Source organism: Ruminococcus sp., assembly GCF_016283395.1.
In genome coordinates this window covers 1-23,909 of record NZ_JAEEMU010000057.1, presented here as the reverse complement: position 1 = coordinate 23,909, position 23,909 = coordinate 1, and the positions used below count along the sequence as shown (strand labels likewise).

General features: G+C 43.9%; 17 protein-coding genes and 1 pseudogene. 17 read left to right on the top strand and 1 reads right to left on the bottom strand.

The genetic code is table 11. The features are described from left to right. Positions 1-159: 159 nt before the first annotated feature. The 5 genes from QZZ41_RS14685 to QZZ41_RS14665 all read left to right on the top strand — a co-directional run bounded on the left by QZZ41_RS14685 (position 160) and on the right by QZZ41_RS14665 (position 5,399). Positions 160-1,047 (top strand): dockerin type I domain-containing protein, encoded by an 888-nt coding sequence (locus QZZ41_RS14685; RefSeq protein ID WP_295073809.1) that lies wholly within the window; start codon positions 160-162, stop codon positions 1,045-1,047. Between the two features lie 170 nt (positions 1,048-1,217). Further along, complete coding sequence (locus tag QZZ41_RS14680; protein ID WP_295073806.1) at positions 1,218-2,753, top strand: zinc ribbon domain-containing protein; 1,536 nt, start codon at positions 1,218-1,220, stop codon at positions 2,751-2,753. Between the two features lie 418 nt (positions 2,754-3,171). Next, entirely contained in the window at positions 3,172-3,933 is a 762-nt protein-coding gene (locus tag QZZ41_RS14675) for a hypothetical protein (RefSeq protein ID WP_295073803.1), read from the top strand. A gap of 124 nt (positions 3,934-4,057) precedes the next feature. Then, entirely contained in the window at positions 4,058-4,690 is a 633-nt protein-coding gene (locus tag QZZ41_RS14670) for a hypothetical protein (RefSeq protein ID WP_295073800.1), read from the top strand. A gap of 19 nt (positions 4,691-4,709) precedes the next feature. Next, on the top strand, positions 4,710-5,399 hold the full coding sequence (locus tag QZZ41_RS14665) for a PepSY domain-containing protein (RefSeq protein WP_295073797.1): 690 nt from the start codon (positions 4,710-4,712) through the stop codon (positions 5,397-5,399). Positions 5,400-5,468: 69 nt separating this feature from the next. On the opposite strand, the gene QZZ41_RS14660 is transcribed toward QZZ41_RS14665, so the two are convergent. Continuing rightward, the gene (locus QZZ41_RS14660; protein ID WP_019680953.1) at positions 5,469-5,699 is read right to left on the bottom strand and encodes an HPr family phosphocarrier protein; all 231 of its coding nucleotides are present in this window, start codon (positions 5,697-5,699) and stop codon (positions 5,469-5,471) included. Between the two features lie 277 nt (positions 5,700-5,976). Here QZZ41_RS14660 and mtaB point away from each other — a divergent pair, with 277 nt between their 5' ends. The 12 genes and pseudogenes from mtaB to QZZ41_RS14600 form a co-directional block, all read left to right on the top strand. Beyond that, a complete protein-coding gene (mtaB, locus tag QZZ41_RS14655) occupies positions 5,977-7,287 on the top strand; it encodes a tRNA (N(6)-L-threonylcarbamoyladenosine(37)-C(2))-methylthiotransferase MtaB (protein WP_295073792.1) in 1,311 nt (436 codons plus the stop codon). Positions 7,288-7,499: 212 nt separating this feature from the next. After that, positions 7,500-11,204, top strand: coding sequence for a phosphoribosylformylglycinamidine synthase (locus QZZ41_RS14650; protein ID WP_295073789.1), 3,705 nt, complete (start codon positions 7,500-7,502; stop codon positions 11,202-11,204). A gap of 746 nt (positions 11,205-11,950) precedes the next feature. Then, the gene (gene glgA / locus QZZ41_RS14645) at positions 11,951-13,405 is read left to right on the top strand and encodes a glycogen synthase GlgA (RefSeq protein ID WP_295073786.1); all 1,455 of its coding nucleotides are present in this window, start codon (positions 11,951-11,953) and stop codon (positions 13,403-13,405) included. Positions 13,406-13,539: 134 nt separating this feature from the next. Continuing rightward, a complete protein-coding gene (locus QZZ41_RS14640; RefSeq protein WP_295073783.1) occupies positions 13,540-14,199 on the top strand; it encodes an HAD family phosphatase in 660 nt (219 codons plus the stop codon). After that, positions 14,196-14,438 carry a hypothetical protein gene (locus QZZ41_RS14635; RefSeq protein WP_074717119.1) on the top strand — a complete coding sequence of 81 codons (243 nt, stop codon included), beginning with the start codon at positions 14,196-14,198 and terminating at the stop codon, positions 14,436-14,438. The genes QZZ41_RS14640 and QZZ41_RS14635 overlap by 4 nt, the downstream gene beginning before the upstream one ends. A 136-nt stretch (positions 14,439-14,574) precedes the next feature. Then, positions 14,575-15,159: a hypothetical protein gene (locus QZZ41_RS14630; RefSeq protein ID WP_295073780.1), complete on the top strand. Its 585-nt coding sequence runs from the start codon at positions 14,575-14,577 to the stop codon at positions 15,157-15,159. A 165-nt stretch (positions 15,160-15,324) separates the two neighbouring features. Continuing rightward, positions 15,325-16,683 (top strand): Trk system potassium transporter TrkA, encoded by a 1,359-nt coding sequence (gene trkA / locus QZZ41_RS14625; RefSeq protein ID WP_295073777.1) that lies wholly within the window; start codon positions 15,325-15,327, stop codon positions 16,681-16,683. 19 nt (positions 16,684-16,702) lie between these two features. Continuing rightward, a complete protein-coding gene (locus QZZ41_RS14620) occupies positions 16,703-18,139 on the top strand; it encodes a TrkH family potassium uptake protein (RefSeq protein WP_295073774.1) in 1,437 nt (478 codons plus the stop codon). 73 nt (positions 18,140-18,212) lie between these two features. Continuing rightward, positions 18,213-19,271, top strand: a complete 1,059-nt coding sequence (locus tag QZZ41_RS14615) for a leucine-rich repeat protein (RefSeq protein ID WP_295073771.1) — start codon at positions 18,213-18,215, stop codon at positions 19,269-19,271. Positions 19,272-19,360: 89 nt separating this feature from the next. After that, entirely contained in the window at positions 19,361-22,792 is a 3,432-nt protein-coding gene (locus QZZ41_RS14610) for a leucine-rich repeat protein (protein ID WP_295073768.1), read from the top strand. Between the two features lie 187 nt (positions 22,793-22,979). Next, positions 22,980-23,396 carry a 30S ribosomal protein S12 gene (rpsL, locus tag QZZ41_RS14605; protein WP_028516762.1) on the top strand — a complete coding sequence of 139 codons (417 nt, stop codon included), beginning with the start codon at positions 22,980-22,982 and terminating at the stop codon, positions 23,394-23,396. Between the two features lie 230 nt (positions 23,397-23,626). Continuing rightward, positions 23,627-23,909: pseudogene (locus tag QZZ41_RS14600) on the top strand (30S ribosomal protein S7); the annotation flags it as partial.

Sequence of the window (23,909 nt, the reverse complement as noted above, 5' to 3'; positions counted from 1 at the left end):
GGGACTCTCAAAAAATAGCATAAATTATTATATAATTATTGCGATAATAGGGCTTTTTTAATTTTTTTAGTTATTTAATATATAATCTATTGACATTGTGATATGCGATTTATATAATGTAGTTAGAAAGATATTGATAAATCATAAGGGGGTATGATTATGAATATTAAAAAGATTATAACAGGTGCAGTTGCAGGAGTAAGCGCACTGGCGGTATGTATGCCGCTGAATATAAGTGCAGCAGCTCCCGAAGAAGAATATGTTGAGTGTGATGATTTTCCCCTCATCTCATACCACATATTGAACGATCATGTCGAAGTTGTAAAAAATCCGATAATAAAAAAACTCGAAGCTCTTATCGCTGAGGGGGCAGATAAGGCAAAAGAGGCTGAAAGCGAGCTGGCGAGCCTGCTTGCAAAGGTGATGACCGATGAGATCGTAATAAAAGACACAGTAAACGGTCTGCCTGTAACAGAGATAGCTTACCAGTGCTTTTACGGCGATGACAGGATAAAATCCATTATCCTGCCCGATACCATTGTTGCAATAGAAGGAAGTGCTTTTGAAAAGTGCTCGGGATTGCTGTCCATAACCATAAAAAATCCTGACTGCAATTTAGTATCGGGAGTCTACTATTCCATATCCAATGACACTGAAAGAGTGGAATGGAAGGAAGGCAAAAAGCGTTATTCAAAGTATGTTCCTAAGTATAGCGGTACGATATACGGCTATGAGGACTCTACAGCGCAGGCGTATGCGGATAAATACAATTTTAATTTTGAACTTCTCAGTGACGGAACACACGTTACAAAACTTGGCGATGTTAATGGTGACGGCAGGATAGATTCTGTAGACGCATCGAATATTCTTGCTTCATATGCAGTCTTTTCAACAGGACAGGCTTCACCTACATCGACTGAGGTCGCTGCAAGCGATGTAAACAGTGACGGCAAGATAGACTCTATCGACGCATCAAAGGTACTTTCGTTCTATGCTTACAGTTCTTCAAGCGGAACTCTGAGTTTTACTGATTATCTGAAGAAATAACAAGAAAAGCCCTCATTCGAGGGCTTTTTCTCATAATATCCGAATTTTTGCCAAAATCGCCGATATGTAATCTTATGTAACAGTTTTTTTACTTGACATATTTAATGGTATGACTTATAATGATAACAGTATTACTTTTGACCATTTGACCTATTTACAGGAGGGATATTATGATATGCAAAAAATGCGGAAGTGAGCTTCCCGAGGACGCTCTGTTCTGTACAGAGTGCGGAGCTTCGCTTGCAGAAGAAAAAAACGAAGACATAAACGATGTATCATCTGTTGATACGGATACGGACAATGAAAAGACTTCTATTTTACCACATCTTGAAAAAGTAATAGCTGACAATGAGGAGACGCTCAGTCTCACACAGGAGCAGGTAAATCTTCTCAATGATGAGCCAACGGAGATACTCAGCACTACCGAGAAGATAGATATACCTGAGCCGTCACCAATTCCCGAGCCTTCACCGATACCGCCTGCCGAGACAAGCTTTGAGAAGCCTGCGGAGTTCCCGAAGCAGGAAGCTCCTGCACCTGAGATAAGTGCTCCCGAGAGCTTCAATGACAACAGCGATACCATGAAGATACCCGTACAGCCTGAGTACGGCTCGGAAAATGCAAATAAAGACCAGTATACAAATGAGCCTAAGTACAGCATCAATGACAGTGTACAGCCGCCTGTGAACGATACACCTCAGTATCAGCCGCAGCCTCAGGAACAGCCTGTAGAGCCTGTGCCTGCACCAATGCCTGTTCAGGAGGACAAGCCAAAGGCTCGCAAAAAAGTCGGCGGCGGACGTATCTTCGGAGCATCTATCGTATCAATATTTACTATACTTTTCCTCATGCTTTGCAGCTTCCTCCTTGCAGTAAAGCTCGGAGCTAACGGAAATGTCATAAGAAAGAGAGCCGCAAAGCTTGACGGTGAGACAGTTCTTTCTGCTCAGTATGACGGCAAGGAGCTTTCAAAGACCTTCTATGATTCTATGGGATTCAGAACAGCAACAAGAGGAAATGCCGATGAAGCAGGCTTCAAGAGATATATGCTCAACACTGATTTCCGTGAGTATATGGGCAGAATTGCTGACAATTACCTCGATTTCATCATAGACGGCGAGGGAAGTGATCCTTCAATTACTTCCGAGGACTTTGTAAACGATTTCATTAAGGCTAATAAGGGCGCAGCAGTCAAGGAGTTCAACTATGACTTCGATGATGATGATTATGAACTCATAGCAAAGAACCTTGATAAAGACAATTTCACTGATTCCCTCAGCATAAGAAAGTGGAACAGAAAAGTGGGATTCCCTGTAGACAGGCTCAGCTTCGTATTCTCCTACATAACAATAGGAATAATCGTTGCATTCTTCCTGCTTTTCCTCATCTGGATAGCAGCTATAGTTGACAAGCGCGCAAAGCACGTTACAGGATTTTTCGGCTTTATATTCACATTTACAGGAGCACTTTTCACTCTCGGCGGACTTGCGATACTTATCGGTTCGGCAATGGGCTTCACATTCACACATAAGGTGGGATATTACCTTGCTGAAAACCTGCTCCTGCCGTTTACACTGCTTATCATCGCAATAGGAGTAGCTGAGCTGTTCATCGGATTTGTATTCAGAAAGACATACCTCGGTATAAGAAGAAAAGCAAAGAAAGCCGCAGCAGCTGCCGCTGCCGCAGAAAACGCTGCTAACTGATATAAACAGCATTTCACAAGTATGATACACATATAAAAGTTTATAGTTTTTTATTGGGGAAAACCTTTCTGAAGAAAGGCTTTTCCCCAAACCCTTTTCCAAAGACTTTTTATCTGATTTTTTCTCGGATATGGCACTCCCTGCATTATTGCAGGGCTTTTTTATTTTGGGTGTGCCCTATCTGAGAAAAAATAAAACAGGAAGTTTTAGGGGAGGAGTTTGAGGAGAGACCCTTTTTCAAAAGGGTCCTCCTCAATAGATGACCATCAAGCTTCTGTATGCGCAGCAAACTTATAAAACGCTGTTTTTGTCATTTATAGCATAAAAAAACAATGAAAATTTGTGTTAAACGATAGTTGATACTTAAAATGAAATATGTTATAATACGGTATGAACGAATTATTAACGGAGGAATATTATGAAAGCAGGTATCATAGACAGTCCGAACAAATTCGGATTCTGGGAATTTTCCATAGGCGAAACAATGGATTTTATAGTTGCTGCTGATATCAGTGAGCTTTCAGACTGTGATGTGCTGCTTGTTTCTGAGGAGTACTGCGGTGGAGCGATAGGTACGTTAATGGAGAATATCAGTGCTTCGGAAAAGCTTTGCAGGATACCTGCGGCTGCGGTCACATCTGAGAGAAGCTGCGAAGATCAGGAGATACTTTTCACACTCGGCTTTGATGATATAATACTTCTTCCAGCTTGCCCTCAGCTTATACAGCGCAGGGTCGTATCGCTTTTGAAAACGGCATCTAACTGCTGCTCGGAGAGAATAATAAACCTCGACAGCCTTATGAGAATGAAGGACGCAGAATGTGGAGCGTTTTACGTATGCACAGATGATTTTGAAAATATATACAAGTTCGTTCGCAGGATACTTGAGCGCACTAAAAAGAACGCACAGGTACTTGTACTCACTATCGAGGACAGTAAAAACTGTGATGCAATGTCTTGCAGGAATGAGATAAGTACACTGTCCCATGCGGTAAAGCTTTGCCTCAGACGCGGAGATATGGCAACAGTCTGCGGAGACAATAAGATGCTCGTTCTGCTCATAGGTGCTGATGATGAGGGCGGACACCTTGTTGCAAACCGTATCGTCAGCAGCTTTTACAGCGAATGTGAAGATCAGGACCTTGAGCTGACTTACGATATACGCGCAGTCAGAGCATAATGAAAAAACAGAAGCTTCCTTGAACGGAAGCTTTTCTGATGTTAAGATTTCTCTTGCTATTTTTGACGTATTGCTGTATAATTGTAATGTAGAATTATTCTGAACTGAAGTCAGGAGGAATGATATGAATAAACTAAAGATATTTGCCGTATTATCTACAGCAGTTTTATCGGCTTCACTTTTCGGCGGCTGCGGTGACAATAACGAGGCAAAATATATCGACGGACCTGTTGTCACTATAGTAACAACAGAAAACAAAAACGTTAAAACGACCACAACAGCTCCTGCGACTACGACTGCTACAACAAAAAAGCAGAAAGACAAAAAGAACGTCACAACTGAGGCAGAGACCACCGAAACTGTCACTACTAAAAATAAAAAGAACAACAAGTCAAATAAAAAGACTACCTCTGCCGAAACTGAAAATGTTACTACCGCGACAGAGTCTGTATTCCAGAGCGATGACGGTACATATGTTGAGTATCATTTCCGTAATGCCAAGCTTCTGAACCAGCATTTCGAGAAGCACGGTGCGGAGTTCTACGATGATTTCGGCTATGAGACCGCAAAGGAATACGAAAAGGGAGCAAGCGATGTTATCAATAACTCGGAAGCTCTTCATAAGACCGAAGCCGAGGACGGTGACGGCGTTTACTATATAGAAGATACGAATGAATTTGTTATCCTTTCCACAGACGGATATATAAGAACGTATTTCCGTCCGAACGGCGGGATAGATTATTATAACAGGCAATAAGCGAAGGGAGCGGCTTTAAATGAAAAAAGCGGCAGCAGCAGTAATTTCAGTACTGACAGCGGCAGCTATGTGCGGATGTTCAGCGAAAGGTTCAAAGAGCAAAAGAGCTGATGCAAAGGAAAAGCCTACATCATGGGCAGTAGAACAGCGTACACTTGACGATGTGACACCCCGCAGCGGCGAAACACAGATATTCGTTAAGCGTGACGAGGAAGACGATGATATCATTTATCTGATACAGGGCGTACTTAGTCCCGATTCCGTAAACGACAAGGATGAAGCCCTTGACGTTATAGCTTCATACTCCGAGGTAATGGGCTTTAACGATGTATATTCAGAGTTGCAGTTCAGCAAAACGATAGAATACGCCAGCAAGGTGGATTATGTATTCGACCAGTACTGCGATAACTTGAAAGCAGGCTCGGTTGAGCTTACTGTAGATCATATCAGCGGCAATAAGCCCGAGATACTCATCAGCAATTACATGGATCTCTGGGACTTCAATACCAAGCCGAAGGTAAGCGAAGCCGAAGCCATAAAGTGTGCCGAAGCCAAATACAAGGTCGATAAAGGCACTAAAGCTGAACTGAAAATACTCAGCGGACCTTTGCTTGCGTGGTGTGTTCCTGTGACAAATGATGATGTATGCGAGGTATACATAGACGCAAGAAACGGCGATATAGTACAGAAAACCAGATCATATGCCTGAAATATAAAGAAAAAGGGGATACATTCCTTACGGAACATATCCCTTTTACTTTGTTATTAACTTTTTATCTTACTTAACAATGAACTTGTCGATCTCTTTAAGGAACTTATCAGCATCATCTGTGTGCGCATTAAGCTGGATTGGCTTTGAGAGGTCGAGGCTGAAGATACCCATGATAGACTTAGCGTCTATAGCGTATCTACCGGAAACGAGGTCAATATCGAAATCATACTTCATAACGATGTTGACGAATTCCTTTACGTCGTTGATTGCCTGAAGATTAACAGTTGTTTTAGTCATACTATACCTCCTGTTTTCAGATGTCTGGGTTGTGTTTTTTTCTTGTTTATTTCTTTTTCTGCGGCTTTTCCCTTCCGCAACTATATAATAGCACTATTAAAGCGCGGTGTCAAGCCATTTTCTGAATTTTCGTCATAATAGTGCAATAGATTGACACAGGAATAGCAATTTTTATTGATAGCAGATAACTATTAACAGTGCATAAAAACACAAAGTAATAATTGTGCAAACTATACACACAGCAGAATGTGCATATTTTATAAACTATGGGTGAATTATGTATAAAGTATATTTTATAACCTTTGGCTGCAAGGTCAATCACTATGAAACTGAATGTATGAAGTCGCTTTTTCGTGAGGCAGACTTTGAGATCGCGGAAGAATCGGCAGACGCGGACGCAGTTGTCATAAATTCCTGTACGGTCACTTCCTCGGGGGACAGCCGTGCCCTTACGGCTCTGAGAAAGACCCGTGCCGAACTTCCTGATGCGGTCATAGCTCTAACGGGCTGCTATCCGCAGGCAAACAGGGAGGAAGCCGAAAAGCTTTCCGAAGCGGATATTATCGCAGGAACAAAGTTCCGCAGCCATATAGTGGGAATGGTGAAGAACTGCCTTGAAACGCGCTCGCACATGGTGGAGATAGAGGACTACGGCTCTGACGATGTGTTTGAGCCGCTGAAATGTACCCGTTTCGACAATAATACCCGTGCATTCGTGAAGATACAGGACGGCTGCAACCAGTTCTGCTCATACTGCATGATACCCTATGCAAGGGGACGCTGCCGTTCAAAACAGCCCGAAGTACTGCAGGATGAGGTGAGAGCCATAGCGGAGAGCGGCAAGAAGGAGATAGTCCTTTCTGGTATAAACCTTGCATTTTACGGCAGAGAATGGGGACTTGACCTTGCTGATGCAGCGGAAATATGCGCTGCCGAGAAAGGCATAGAGCGTATAAGACTTGGCTCGTTGGAGCCTGAGATGATGTCCGAGGAGCTGCTCATGCGTCTGAAAGCCCTGCCACAGTTCTGTCCCCAGTTCCATTTGTCCCTGCAAAGCGGCTGCGAGCGCACTCTTAAAGCCATGAACCGCAAATATACCGCTGCGGAGTATCTTGCTCTTACGGAGCGTATCCGCAGTATCTTCCCCGACTGCTCATTCACAACGGACGTAATGGTTGGATTTCCGCAGGAAACGGACGAGGACCATGCAGAGTCCGTGGAGTTCATACGCAGGGTAGGCTTTGCGAAAGTCCATGTGTTCAGATATTCGCGGAGAAAGGGTACAAGAGCCGACAAAATGAGCGGACAGGTACCCGAGAGCGTCAAGACGGTGAGGTGGCAGGAAATGACTGCCGCAGCAGATGAAACCAGGGAAAAATACCTCAGCTCACTGGTAGGCAAAACAGTGCCTGTGCTGTTCGAGCGTGAAAATTCTACAGAATTTCACCGCGGATATGCACCTGATTATACACAAATAAAGATTTCACGAAAAAATCCCGAAAAAAGTTTGCGTAATCAGATAATTAGTGTTATAATAGAAGAGTATGGTCACGACTTCTGCTTTGGCAGACCAGTCGACCTGTATTAATGCGTAATTCATAATGAATAATGTTTTTTAATGCATAATGCATAATGCATAATTCATAATTGTGGTGTCGCCTTACGGCGACGGATTTTAAGAACTATTCTGATATTATCGGCGAAGCCGATACATTAATTATGCATTATGAATTATGAATTATGAATTAGTTCAGCATTATGAATTAAGAATTATGAATTGTTTGAAAGGAGAACTGAATTATGTCCGTATTCAGAATTTACGTTGAAAAGAAGCCTGAATTTGCTGTAGAAGCTCAGTCTGTGCTCAGCGATATAAAAACTGCACTCAGACTAAACATTTCAGGAGTACGTATCCTTAACAGATACGACGCAGATAAACTCAGTGAGGAGGATTTCAAGGCAGCTATAAGCACTGTATTCTCAGAGCCTGCCGTTGACGTTGTATATGACGAGCTCCCACAGATATCAGAGACTGACAGGATATTCGCTGTAGAGTATCTTCCTGGACAGTTCGACCAGAGAGCTGACAGCTGCGAGCAGTGTATACAGATACTCCGTCAGGGAGAACGCTGCCGTGTAAGAAATGCCCGTGTATATATCATCTCAGGCATTATCAGCGATGATGATTTCGCAAAGCTCAAGGCTTATATCATCAACCCTGTCGAGAGCCGTGAGGCTTCACTGGAAACAGTAAAGACTCTCGATACAAATTACGATATCCCTACAACAGTTGAGGAGCTTGAAGGATTTATCAACCTCAATGCACTGGGACTCCATGCATTTGTTGACAAGTTCGGTCTTGCTATGGACTATGACGATATCAAGTTCTGTCAGGATTATTTCCGCAACGAGGAAAAGCGTAATCCTACTATCACAGAAATTCGTATGATAGATACTTACTGGTCTGACCACTGCCGTCATACCACATTCCTCACAAATGTTGAGAACGTAAAGATAAATACTCCTTATATAAAAGATACATATGATATGTACATCAATGTACGTGAAGAGCTGGGCAGAACGGACAAGCCCATTACTCTTATGGATCTCGGCACTATCGCTGCAAAGAAGCTGAAGGCTGACGGAAAGCTCCCCGACCTTGACGAGAGTGAAGAGATAAACGCCTGCTCTGTAAAGATAAAGGTAGACATCGACGGCGAGCTCGAGGACTGGATACTCATGTTCAAGAACGAGACCCACAACCACCCTACAGAGATAGAGCCTTTCGGCGGCGCAGCTACCTGCCTCGGCGGTGCTATCCGTGACCCGCTTTCGGGACGTTCATATGTATATCAGGCTATGCGTGTAACAGGTGCGGCAAATCCGCTCGTTCCTGTTGAAGATACTATCGCAGGCAAGCTCCCACAGAGAAAGATAACTCTCGGAGCTGCAAACGGTTACAGTTCATACGGCAACCAGATCGGTCTTGCAACTGGTCATGTTGCTGAGGTATACCACCCGGGCTATGTTGCAAAGCGTATGGAGATAGGCGCAGTCCTCGGTGCTGCTCCTGCTGAGAATATCCGCAGAGAAAGACCTGTACCGGGAGATATCGTTATCCTCCTCGGCGGCAAGACAGGCCGTGACGGCTGCGGCGGTGCAACAGGTTCATCAAAGTCACATACTTTAGAGTCACTTGAACACTGCGGTGCTGAGGTACAGAAGGGTAATCCTCCTGAGGAGAGAAAGCTCCAGAGACTGTTCCGCAATCCTGAGGTAACAAAGATGATAAAACGCTGCAACGACTTCGGTGCAGGCGGCGTTTCAGTTGCTATCGGTGAGCTCACAGACGGACTTATCATCAACCTTAATGCAGTACCAAAGAAGTACGATGGTCTTGACGGTACTGAAATAGCTATTTCCGAGTCACAGGAGAGAATGGCAGTTGTCATAGCTCCCGAGGACCTTGATAAATTCCTTGAAGAGGCTGCAAAGGAAAACCTTGAAGCTACTCTCGTAGCAGACGTTGTTGAAGAGCCTCGTCTTAAAATGGTATGGAACGGCAACACTATCGTTGACCTGTCACGTGAGTTCCTCAACTCAAACGGTGCTCCGAAGTTCACAGATATCGAAGTTGAAGCTCCTCTCCCACGCGCTGAGGAAGAGATCGCAGACAAGGCTGAGTCATGGACACAGCTCATGTCAAACCTCAATGTATGCTCACAGAAGGGACTTATCGAAAAGTTCGACTCTACTATCGGTGCAGGCACAGTCCTCATGCCTTTCGGCGGTGTATATCAGATGACACCTTCACAGGCTATGGCTGCAAAGATACCTGTACTCAAGGGCGAGACAAATACCTGCTCACTTATGGGCTGGGGCTATAACCCTGATATATCGGAAAAGTCACCTTATCACGGTGCAATGCTTGCAGTTATCGAGTCTGTTGCAAAGGTAGTTGCAGCAGGCGGTACATATAAGAAGTGCTGGCTCACATTCCAGGAATACTTCGAGAGAACACAGAACGATCCTCTCCGCTGGGGCAAGCCTATGGCAGCTCTTCTCGGTGCATTCAAGGCACAGCTCGAGCTCTCATGCGGTTCTATCGGCGGTAAGGACTCAATGTCAGGTACTTTTGAGAATATCGACGTACCTCCTACACTTGTTTCATTCGCAGTATCAACTGCAATGGCAGACAAGATAGTTTCAACTGAATTCAAGAGCGCAGGAAATACAGTTATATCTATCGTTCCCGAGTATGACGAGAACGGACTTCCTAAGTTCGACAGCATAAAGGCTTGCTTCGACAAGGTAGAGAAGATAATCGCCGATGACCGTGCAAATGCAATATGGACAAACGGCTACGGCGGATTTGCAGAGGGTATCGCAAAGATGTGCTTCGGTAACAAGATAGGTTTCGAGTTTACTTCGTATCTCAGCAGCAATGAGCTCTTCAAGCCTTGCTACGGCGCATTCATCATCGAGCTCAAGGGCGATGCAAAGAGCGATGAGAACGTTATCGGTAAGACTATTTCCGATTACAAGATCATCTGCCGTGATTATACTCTCAGCCTTGACAATCTCCAGAGAATATGGGAAGCAAAGCTTGAGCCTGTATTCCCATGCCGCATAAAGACTACAGATACAACTCCTCAGACATATTCTTCACCTAACCGTATCCAGCTTTCAGCTTCTACAAAGATAGCTAAGCCGAGAGTTCTTATTCCTGTATTCCCGGGAACTAACTGCGAATACGATACTGCAAGAGCTTTCGAGAAGGCAGGTGCAAAGCCTGAGGTAGTAGTTATCCGCAACCTTTCAGCAGGTGATATCGAGGAAAGTGTAAGATACTTTGAGAACGCTGTAAGACGTTCAGAGATCATTATGATCCCAGGCGGATTCAGCGGCGGTGACGAGCCTGAGGGAAGCGGTAAGTTCATTACTGCATTCTTCCGCAATCCTAAGATAAAGGACGCTGTTCACGATCTCTTAAAGAATCGTGACGGACTTATGCTGGGTATCTGCAACGGCTTCCAGGCACTTATCAAGCTTGGACTTGTTCCATACGGCGAGATAATCGATATGGCAGACGATGCTCCTACACTTACATTCAATACTATCAACCGCCACCAGTCCATGATGGTAAATACACGTATCGCTTCCAACAAGAGCCCTTGGCTCTATGGCTGTGAGGTAGGCGATATACATACAGTTGCTATCTCACACGGTGAGGGACGCTTCGTAGCACCTGCAAGTCTTATACAGCAGCTTGCTAAGAACGGTCAGATAGCTACACAGTACGTTGACCTTGACGGCAATCCTACTATGGATATCCGTTACAATCCGAATACTTCTATCGAAGCTATCGAGGGTATCACTTCTCCCGACGGACGAGTATTCGGTAAAATGGGACACTCCGAGCGTAAGGGCAGCTACATCTGCAAGAACGTTGAGGGTGAAAAAGACCAGAAGATATTCGAGAGCGGCGTTAAATACTTTAGTTAAGCAGCTTGACGCTGCACCCTTGCTCCGCATGATAACTGTTGTGAAAGACAGAATATCACTGCGAGGGATAATAAACAAAAAGGTATATATCATCGCGTGATTAAAAAGGGACGGATTTTTCCGTCCCTTTTTAGTTTTTAGTGGTTAGTACATAGTGATTAGTTATTAATGCGTAATTCGTAATGCATAATTAAAAGCCTTTAGCCGTTAGCCTGTAGGGGCGCGTTCCGCGCGCCCGTGTATGCCTTACATATAAATAACAAGACACCATGTGTAGGGGCGAATTCCGTTCGCTCGTTAATCCCGATGCAAACATGATGAACGCATTGTAGGGACGACTATTGGGTGTCCGCAAGCTGCGATGATAAGCTGCTCACCCATACATATAATAAATACGGAATACATAATCGTTTTATATTGCTTTCATAAAGGGGCTGAAAAACACGTTTTTTCAATGGAAAACCATTGAATATCAAAAAAATTTTTAGTTATCAGTTGTTAGTGCATAGTGATAATTGTGTAAAGCTTTTCCTGTACTGCGTACTTATCGCTAAATACCGAAAGCTAACAATTATTTTTTGAATTTCCGTACAAATTTAGGTGAATACTATTGTTGATTATCACGGAGTTTCTGCTCGCTGTGCAATGTTCATATTTTTGTGTTGACTAATGGCAGGAATTAGTATATAATATTTATTAAGGTTACAGGTGTTTGCTGTAACAAATAACGAAAAAGGAGATATGCTATGAACAATATTCTATTCGCCGCTTCTGAGTGCGTTCCATTTATAAAGACAGGCGGTCTTGCTGACGTTGTTGGAGCACTTCCGCAGTATATCGACAAAAATCAGTTTGATGTAAGAGTTATTATGCCTTATTACACCTGTATCCCCGAAAAGTACAGGAATGAATTCAAATATGTTCACCACTTCTATATGGACTACGGTATGAGAAGTGAGGGTGTTCATGTCGGTATAATGGAGTATGAATATAACGGTATCAAGTTCTATTTCGTTGACAACGAGTATTACTTCAAGTGCGATACGCCATATTCTCCCGATCTGAAATGGGATATCGAAAGGTTCACTTTCTTCTGTAAGGCTGTACTGGCTATCATGCCTGTTATAGGCTTCCGTCCCGATATTATCCATTGTCACGACTGGCAGGCTTCACTTATACCTGTTTTCCTTCATTCTGCCTTTGCTACAAATCCGTTTTTCAGCTCAACAAAGAGCATTATGACTATCCATAACCTGAAATTCCAGGGAGTATGGGATATAGATACATTCAAGTTCAATACAGCTCTGCCCGATTATATGTTTACCTCGGACAAGCTGGAATTCCACAAGGACGCCAATATGCTAAAGGGTGGTCTGGTGTATGCAGACTATATAACCACAGTTTCCGAGACATACGCTCAGGAGATAAAGTATCCTTTCTACGGCGAGCAGCTTGACGGACTTCTCCGTGCGCGTTCGGCTTCACTGAGAGGTATCCTCAACGGTATCGACTATAAGGTATTCGATCCTGCAAACGATGAAAAGATACCTGTTAAGTTCACTTCCAAGAACTTCAAGACTAAGAAAGCCGAGAACAAGGAGAAATTGCAGGCTCAGCTGGGACTCCCCGTTGATAAGAACAAGTATATGATAGGTATTATCTCCCGTCTTACCGATCAGAAGGGACTTGACCTCGTAAATTACGCTATGGAGCGTATCTGCGATAAGAATACACAGTTCGTGATTATCGGTACAGGCGACCCGAGATATGAGAATATGTTCAGACATTATCAGTGGAAGTACCCTGAGAGAGTTTCGGCTAATATCCTCTATGATGATAATCTGGCTCATAAGCTATATGCGGCTGCTGATACTATCCTTATGCCTTCGCTTTTCGAGCCATGCGGACTTACTCAGCTCATCGCGCTGAGATACGGTACTTTGCCTATAGTCCGTGAAACAGGCGGTCTTAAAGACACAGTACAGCCTTATAACGAGTTTGAGGGCACAGGAAACGGCTTCTCATTTGCCAACTATAACGGTGACGAGATGCTGTCAACTATCAATTACTCCAAGAGAGTGTATTTCGATAACCGCAAGCAGTGGGACGAAATGGTAAAACGTGCTATGGAGCAGGATTTCTCATGGAACAGCTCCGCCCGTCAGTACGAGGGTATGTACAGCTGGATGATAAACTGGTAAAATAATGTATGAGGGCGGACTCGTTCCGCCCTTACTGGTTTAATTCATAATTGCAGGGGCGAGTTCCGCTCGCCCGTGTATGCTTTATATGAGCAGACTGCGACTGAGCAATATTACATAACAAGGAGCAAATAATGTTAAAAGGCGCGATTTTTGATATGGACGGTCTTATGATAGACACCGAAAAGCTCTATCTCAAATTCTGGATACTGGCGGCTAAGGATTACGGCTACGATATGAAGCCCGAGCACGTTTACGCTATCCGCAGTATGGCGAGAAAATTCTCCATTCCAAAGATAAAGAGCTTTCTGGGCGAGGACTGTCCCACAGAGGAGATACGTGCGCACAGAACTGTGCTTATGAACGAGTACATAAAGGAAAACGGTCTTGAAGTGAAAAAGGGACTGTTCACTCTTCTGGACTATCTCCGCGACCACGGCATAAAAATGGCTGTGGCAACGGCTACACCAAGTAACAGGACTAACGAATATCTGCGTACTATAGGTGCTTATGACTATTTTTCGGCTATGGTCTGCGGAGACATGATAACAAACGGCAAGCCTGCTCCCGATATATACCTTACGGCAGCTAAAGAGCTGGGACTTCCGCCTCAGGAGTGCGCTGCTTTTGAGGACTCGCCCAACGGTATCACAGCTGCTCATGCAGCAGGCTGTCACGCCATAATGATACCCGATATGACCCAGCCCGATGATGAGATAAAGCCGCTTCTGTCGGCAGTATATAACAGCCTTGACGAAGCAATAGAGTATTTTGAGAGGAGCATGAAAGAATGAGTGTTTCGGAGATATTTGAGATACCTAAGTTCTACTACTTCGAGAGCGGCAACGACTTCTCGGGAAGCAAGGGCGATTTCGCATATAAGATACTGAACGGCGATGTGCTTAAATGTATGACATGGCACGGCAGACTCTGTTCCATGAAGGCTGAGATAGAGCATGAGGCGGAGTTTGAACGTACACAGGAAGGCTTCGACAATATGATAAAATGGCTGGAAGAGCAGTATAAATCATAATTCAGCTTTGCTGAATTATGATTTTAGCCCTTAGCTCTTAGGCGTTAGCCATTAGCCTGTAGGGGCGGATATTATCCGCCCGTCAATCACGATGCAGGCAACAGTATCATTCGTATAGGCAGGTGAAGCATAGAAAATGGGAAAACTCGAATGTGCCGATGAAGTATCGGCATCAATTCATCTTGATATGCTTATAAATGAAAAGAAAATACTGACAGAGATATGTACTATAAGAAAAAGACAGCATCTGAACAGTGTAAGATCGCAGCTGGAAAATTATAAGTTCATTGATGTCAGTGAAAATGACAGACTTCAGAATGGTCAGCTCTGGCTGCTTACAGGCAGAAACGAAAATGAGCTTAAAGCTCTTAATGCAGGGCAGAGCCGTGATATACGAAATGAGATAGAATATGATGTTGGTATAATGTATGGCAGCGTGAGCGGTAAAAGGGTCAGCTGTCCATACAAACAGCTCAAAAAGGACTATGACGAGCTTACGTTTTATGAGGTCGATATTGACAGCTATATTAAAATGTTGTTCGGCAGTATATGTGAATGTGACGGCATTGTAAAGATTATGTTTGAGATGTCAAAGGAATATATGGCGGAAGCCGCTATAGCTTACAGGACTGCGGCTGAATACTGGAATTTCAACAGATCCGGCATGGATAAGAAAGCATATTACCGTATACTTGATATGCCGGAAATACTTGGAAAGTAAAACAGCCGTATTTTATCGGCTCAGCAACTCTCGGCTCTTAGTTCTAAGTTCTGAGGTCTTAGCTCTAATTTTGTGTTGACAAACGTGTACAGTGGGATTATAATTATATTGAGTAAATATATCTGCTCACCCATAGTTTTGTAGTAATTATTTTATGGAGGAAATATGGACATTATAATTGTAGGATGCGGCAAGGTAGGAAGTGCTCTTGCGCAAGTCCTCAGCGATGAACACAACATCACTATTATAGATAAGAAAGAGACGCTGGTAGAAACTGCAATAAACGATTTCGATGTAATGGGAATATGCGGTAACTGTCTACAGACCAATATCCTTGAAGAAGCTAATGTTTCCAAGGCTAATATCTTTATCGCTGTTACCACTTCCGATGAAGTAAACGTGTTATCATGCCTTATTGCAAGAAAAATGGGTGCGCGTCATTGTATCGCGCGTGTTCGCAGCCCCGAATTCGACAAGCAGTTGGTATTCATGCGTGAGGAGCTGGGTATCAGCATGATGGTCAACCCCGATTACAATGCAGCCAACGAAATAGCCAAGGTACTGCGTTACCCTGATGCTATAAATATAGAATCCTTTGCCAAGGGCAGAGTTGACCTGGCGGAAATACGTGTCACAAGCGGAAGTATACTTGACGGTGTGGCACTCAGTCAGCTTTCAAGAAGAATGAGGCTCGATGTGCTTATATGTGCTGTACAGCGCGGTGAGGAGCTCACTATACCTAACGGTAATTACGTGCTCCGCGCAGGTGATAAGATACACATGACTGCTTCACACAGCAACATGGTAAAATTCTTCAAGAGCATAAGTGCGGCTTACCGCGAAAAGCGTGTAAAATCGGCTGTACTCATAGGCGGCGGAAGAATTGCTTATCATCTTTCCAAACAGCTTATAGAAATGGGCGTCAAAGTAAAGATAATCGAGATAGACCGTGAACGCTGCCTTGAACTGTCTGACAGGCTCAACAAGGTGGATATCTCATGTGCTGACGGTACAGACCATGATATCCTTGAAGAAGAGCGTGTTTACGATGCCGATGCAGTTGTTACCCTTACGGGAATTGATGAGGAGAATATACTTCTCTCACTTCTGGCAAAGAACAACGGCGTTGAAAAGGTAGTAACAAAGGTAAACAGAATGTCTCTCATGCAGCTTTCCGATACTCTCGACCTTGACAGTATCATATCGCCAAAGACTATCACAGTCAATCAGATACTCCAGTATGTGCGTGCAAAGCAGAATTCTCTCGGAAACAGTGTAACTACACTGTACAGACTGGTCAATGACCGTCTTGAAGCTATAGAGTTCGTTGTCCGCGACAAGAAGGAATATGTGGATGTTCCGCTTAAAAAGCTGAAGCTTCGCAGCGGTATCCTTATTGCAAGTATCGCAAGAGGAAATGAACTTATTATACCAAAGGGTGATGACTGTCTCCAGGTTAACGACAGCGTTGTTGTCGTTACTACTACAAAGGGTATGCACGACCTCAGTAATATCTTTGACTAAGGAGTTCGCCTGACTTTTTATGAACTATAGAATGGTATCTTACATTATGGGACAGATACTGAAAGTCGTTGGACTTTGTATGCTTCTGCCCATAATAGTAGGCTTTATTTATGAGGAAGACCATGTTGTGGCTTCCTTCGGCATACCTTTTCTGATAACTATGGCAATAGCTGTTATCTTCACTATAAGTAAGCCGAAAAACAATTCAGTATATTCCACGGAAGGCTTTGTTAGCGTTGCAGCTTCATGGATAATGATGTCGTGTATCGGAGCCCTGCCTTTCATTATCTCGGGAGAGATAGACAATTACCCGAGTGCTCTCTTTGAGACTGTCTCGGGATTTACGACCACGGGTGCGACTATCCTTGATGATGTCGAGGCAATGTCCAGAGCGTGCCTTTTCTGGCGAGCCTTTACTCACTGGCTGGGCGGTATGGGAGTGCTTATGTTTGTAATTGCCATTATGTCCAGCAACGACTCGCGTACAATGCATATGATGCGAGCTGAGTGTGCAGGTCCGAAGGTGGGACGACTTGTATCAAAGTCGCGCTTTTCCGCACGTATACTCTACGGCATATACATAACACTTACGGTCTCTGAGGCTGTACTGCTGCTTTTCGGCGGTATGCCGCTTTATGATGCTATTATCCACGCCTGCTCGTCGGCAGGTACGGGAGGCTTCTCCATATGGGGAGACAGCATCGGTCACTATGACAGCGTTTACATCGAAATGGTAGTGGCAGCTTTCATTATCCTTTTCGGTGTCAACTTCAACCTTTACTACTACCTTATAATAAGAAAGTATTCGCTTGCTTACAAGAATGAAGAGGTAAGGACTTATTTCGGCGTTATCATAGCTGCAACAGCTATTATCGCTTGTAATGTCCACAAACTCTATGACGGCGTAGGCGATACTCTCAGACATACATTCTTTATGGTAGCTTCTACCATAACCTCGGCAGGCTTTTCAACTACGGATACTGCCAAGTGGCCTGTATTCTCGCAGACGCTGCTGCTGATGCTCATGTTCGTGGGTTCGTGCGCAGGCTCTACAGGCGGCGGTATGAAGGTATCGAGAATAATCATACTTATAAAGACAGGTATCAAGGAACTCAAATATATCGCAAATCCGCGTGCTGTATCGACTGTCAAGATGGACGGAAAGCCCGTTGAGAAAGACGTTGTCCGCGGTGTAAGCAATTATCTTATACTGTTTTTGATGCTTTTTTGTATATCTGTACTGCTGGTGACTCTTAACGGCTTTACCATAGAAGAGTCAGCTTCGGCAGTAATAAACTGTATCAATAATATCGGCTTCGGTGTGGGACGTTTTGGTCCTGCCGGCAATCTAAGCGGACTCAATTCGTTTTCCAAGATAGTGCTTTGTTTCGATATGCTTCTGGGAAGACTTGAGATATATCCGCTCATAATGCTTTTTATACCGAGAAGAAGATAAGCTTTTAAGACCTGCATATGCTTGGGGTGATGTGCGGGTCTGAAATATGATATTAAAATGGGAGGAATAAAAAATGAAGAAGGTCGTATCAGCTGTCGTATCGGCAGCAATATGCTTTACGTCTATGGCATCATTCCCTGTACTGGCAGCGGGCGTTCCGCAGGAATATATGGTTACAGGTGAAAACGTAGGCGAATCGGGCAAATGCGGTTCAGATGCTTACTGGAGCTTAGAAGGCGGAAAGCTTTCTATTACAGGCTCGGGAGCAATGGCAAACTGGACATCAAGTACGAAAGTGCCTTGGAAGTCTCTTGCACAGCAGATCAATACTGTTGAGATTGAAAAAGGTATAACGTCTATCGGTCAGTATGCTTTTCTCGGCTGCTCAAGCCTCGGCTCTATAACCATTCCCGACAGCGTGACTGAGATAGGAATGAGCGCATTTACTTCATGCAAATCGCTTGTTTCTGTTGATATCCCCGAAAGCGTTACAGCTGTAAGCAGAGAAGCATTCAAAAACTGTTCTTCACTCAGCACTGTGATAATCCGCAACAGACTTTGCAAGGTAGTAGGCGATTCACTTACTATATGTAATTCAGTCGCTAACGATAAAGGCGTTTTCAGCGGTACTATCATTAGCGTTGATAAATCGTGGGCTCAGTCTTATGCGGATTCTTTCGGATACAGCTTCAAGCTGCTGGGCGATCAGCCAATAACCACTACGACCACTTCAGCAACAACGACTACAACTACAACCACAACCACAACCACAACTACATCAACCACAACAACAACTACTACAACAGCTAAACCAACCACTACCTCTACAACTTCTACTACTGTTCCGGTAACTACTACAACACCTGTTCCTCATAGTGAAGACTATATGCTTGGCGATGTAAACGGAGACAAGCTTATAGATTCTGTTGACGCAAGCAAGGTGCTTGCAGAATATGCTGCTGTTTCATCAGGAAAGGCTTCAAAGCTCAGCGAAACAGCATTCAAGGCTGCCGATGTTGACAAAAACAACATGGCAGACTCAGTTGACGCTTCAAAGATACTGGCATACTACGCTTATACATCTTCTGAAAACGGAAACGTAAAATCATTATCGGAATTCTTAGAGAAATAAAAGCAAAAGCATAGATAGGGAGTGCATAGGGGAAATCAAAATAACACTTTCCGGAGGGGCGGATGGTGCTTGAGAATGGAGAAATATGCATGAAAAAAATTGCTGCCGCAGCTATTGCGGCGATAATGAGCGTTTCATCAGCTTTTTGCTGCCCTCAGACAATATCTGAGGCTGCTGTTCCTCAGATCATCTCTATTGAGGACAATACCGTACAGGAATCAGGCAAATGCGGAAACAGTGCATACTGGAGCCTTGACGGCGGAAAACTTTCTATCACGGGTACGGGAAATCTGGCAGACTGGCTGTCATCAGATAAGGTACCGTGGAGCTCTTACAGGAGTCGTATCTCTTCCGTTGATATAGCCAGCGGAATAACCAGCATAGGTTCATATGCTTTTATGAACTGTTCGAGCCTTTCATCGGTAAATATTCCGAATACAGTAAAGGAATTGGGAATCAGCGCATTCAATTCCTGTTCTTCACTTGGTTCTGTTGAACTGCCTGTAAGCGTTTCTGTTGTCGGCAGAGACTGCTTTAAGAACTGTTCTTCACTCAGAAGTATTACTTTTTACAATAAGAACTGTAAGATAGTAAGCTCTTCTGAGACTATATGCAACAGCAGTAACGGCACTACAGGTTCGTACAGCGGAGTCATAAGAGGATACAGCGGCTCATATGCCCAGTCTTATGCAAGCGGCTATAAATACCAGTTCCAGCTGCTCAGCGGTGATCCGCCTGCTGCTACTACGACTACTGCAAAGCCCACCACTACAACAACGACTACTACAACAAAGAAAACAACAACTACCACTACTACAACAACTACTACAACTACCACAACCACAACAACAGCTGCGTATGTTGTCAGTGTAAGTGCAAGTGTTGGTATAGGAAAAATGCCTAACAAGACCACTTATACAATGGGTGAGGCTCTTGACCTCAGCGGCGGTACAGTTCTGCGTTCGTACAGAGAATTCTACAGCGACGGTAATTACGAGGATCATATCCTTGATCCTATTGATATGAAAGATGCTGCTTACTGGAGAGACGGTATATATATAAATACCGAGAAATTCAACAGTAATGAAGCAGGAAAGCATAAAATAGGCATAGGCTATACCTATTCTGATTCTACAGCTTTTGCAGAGTTTGAGGTGGAGGTCGAGCCGCCAAAGACTACAACTACCACAACTACGACCACCACCACAACAACTACTACTACCACCACAACGACTTCTACGACCACGACCGAAACTACTACATCTGTGTATGTTGTAAGTGTTGATCCGAAGATAGACATAGATAGTCTTCCGAATAAGACTACATATACTATAGGTGAAGATCTGGATTTCAGCGGCGGTTCTGTTATAAGATGGTATACGGAGTACTACAGTGACGGTACACACGCTGATATCTTCCTCGAAAGCCTGAAAATGGACGAGCTTTCGTTTTGGAGAGATGCTGTATATATCAATACCTCGGCTTATGATAAAAACCGTGAAGGAACATACACTATAAATGTGGGATATTCCGTTCAGGGAAGCGTTGTATATGCAGATTTCACGGTAGAAGTCGTAAAGCCTGCAACTACCACCACTACTACGACTACAACTACAACGACCACAGAGACCACAACGACTACAACAACTACATCGGTCTATGTTGAAAGAATAGATGCAGGGCTTGAGATAGGTCATATGCCGAATAAGACCACTTATACCGCAGGAGAAGAGCTTGACCTCAGAGGCGGTACGCTTATTCGCTCTTACAGAGAGATCTACAGTGACGGCACATATAAGGATACATTCCTTGATGCTGTTGATATGGATAAGGTAAGTCCGAGAAGAAACGGCATAAGACTTGATGATATTGAATTTGCAAATACAAAAGAAGGAACCTGCAATATAAGATTTACTTATATTTATAACGATTCCGAAGCATTTGTTGAGCTGCCTATAAATGTGGAAGCTCCCGTAACAACCACAACTACCACTACAACCACAACGACAACAACTGCGACCACTACAACGAGACCTGCGCCTAATGGTGTAAAGCCGTCCATACGTATAGAGACGCTTCCTGATAAGGTCGATTATGAAATGTTTGAGCCATATGACCTTGCAGGCGGTACGGTAAGGATAGGTCATACAGGTCCTGACGGCAAAGAAAGGTCAGAGGTCATTCCAATGAATGACAACAGAGTAGTTAAAAAGACCAATTACAGAGCATGGGAAAGAGGAGAATATACATTTATCCTCAGTTATACCGAAGGCGGTATTACCGTGACTGATTCGTTCACAATGACTGTTGGTGTTGTAAAGCAGCCTGTTACAACAGAAGTAATAACAACAACTACTACAACCACAACCACTACTACATCTGAAACCACCACTACCACCACAGCTCCGTATGTACAGAGCGTAGAGGCAAAGCTTGAAGTTGGCAAAAAACCAAACAAGACAAGATATGAATTACATGATGAGCTCAACCTGAGAGGCGGTACTCTTATAAGGTCATACACTGAGCAGCTCAGCGATGGTACTTCAAGGGAAGTCGTTCTTGATCCTGTTGATATGAGTGAAATTTCATTTGACAGAAATCAGCTTCGTATCATTGGCAATAATTTCAACAGTATGGCTGCCGGAATATATGAAATAGTATTTGGCTATGAGCATGGTGGTTCAGAGGCTACGGCTTCGATAAGAGTTGAACTGGTCACTTCAACAACTACATCTACAACGACCACTACAACAACTACAACGACCACAACGACAACTACAACTACAACTACTACCACAACTACCACTACCACAACAACAGAGACTGTAACTACTACTACAATTGATCCGCATTTTACGGCTTCTATTGAAATAACAAGAATGCCGCATCAGACAGAGTATGAGGTCGGCGAAGAATTAGACCTTTCAGGTCTGTATGTAGCTGTTTATCATACTCAGGGCGGCGTTACACAGCGTATCTACAGAAGTGACAGAGTTGCTTCAAGTCCTGACCGCTATGAAGTAAGCGGATTTGACAGCCTTACTCCGGGTGTAAAGAATATCACAGTAAAGTATAAGGTATTCAACGCAGATGCCAACGAGTGGGTATACGCAACCGTAGAGTTCGACGTTACGGTCAAGGAGAAGGAAACTACTACTACGACCACAACAACAACGACTACCACGACTACTACTACGACCACAACAACAACGACTACCACGACTACTACAGAGACCACCACGACAACAACCACTACTACAACTCCGCCTGAGCCTGAGATAGTACTCGGCGATGTAAACGGAGACGGCAAGGTGGACTCGGTCGATGCCAGCAAGATACTTAAAGAATATGCCCGCGTTTCTACGGGATACGGCTCTATACTGGATGAAAAGCAGAGGGCGGCAGCCGATGTTGACGAAAGCGGAAGAGTTGATTCCATTGACGCATCTAACGTATTGGCGTTCTATTCTTACATCTCGGGCGGCGGTACTATAACCGACATGAAAGAATGGCTGAAATAATAGCTAAGTATCTATGACAAAATCCCATGCAATAATGGGAAAAATCACAAAAAATAATGAAAACGGACGGCTTTTTGAGGATCACCCTTGACAAGCCGTCCTTTTTTGGGTATAATATATCAGTGCGCAGACTCTATACCTTTTTATGGAAGGTCTGACGCTTATATTATTGAAAAGGAGGAAAAATATGCCTACATTTAACCAGCTCGTTCGTAAGGGAAGAAAGGATCTTGAGACAAAGTCTACAGCTCCTGCACTTCAGAAGGGTTACAATGCAAAGAAGAAGACACAGATCAACCAGAGCTCACCTCAGAAGAGAGGCGTTTGCACTGCTGTAAGAACTGCTACTCCTAAGAAGCCTAACTCAGCTATGAGAAAGATCGCCAGAGTTAAGCTCACAAACGGTTATGAAGTAACATCTTACATTCCAGGTATCGGTCACAACCTTCAGGAGCACAGCGTTGTTCTCATCAGAGGCGGACGTGTTAAGGATCTCCCTGGTGTGCGTTACCACATCATCAGAGGTACTCTTGATGCACAGGGCGTTGCTAACCGTAATCAGGCTCGTTCCAAGTACGGTGCTAAGAAGCCTAAGCAGAAGTAAGATACTTCAGAGCAGTCAGCGGCAGGCTGCATGAATAAAGCCGCACATTATCAATTAAATAGGATAACTACTACCGCAGGGTAATGCGGAGATCATATAGATTTATTCGATAGATCCTCTGCATTGGCTCCTGACACACCGATCGGCGAAGCAATGCCGACGTACGGCAGTAACCGATCAGGTTTGAGTACCTATGAATTCATCAATCTATATGAAGGAGGGAAGCGAAAATGCCAAGAAGAGGTAAAATCGCAAAGCGTGATGTATTACAGGATCCTGTATACAATTCAAAGCTCGTTACACGTCTTATCAACAATATCATGTTAGACGGTAAGAAGGGCGTTGCGCAGAAAATAGTTTACGGTGCATTTGAGATCGTAGCTGAAAAGACAGGCAAGGATGCTCTTGAGGTGTTCGAGCAGGCTATGGAGAATATCATGCCTGAGCTCGAAGTAAAGGCTCGCCGTCTCGGTGGTGCTACTTATCAGGTTCCTATGGAGGTTCGCCCTGAGA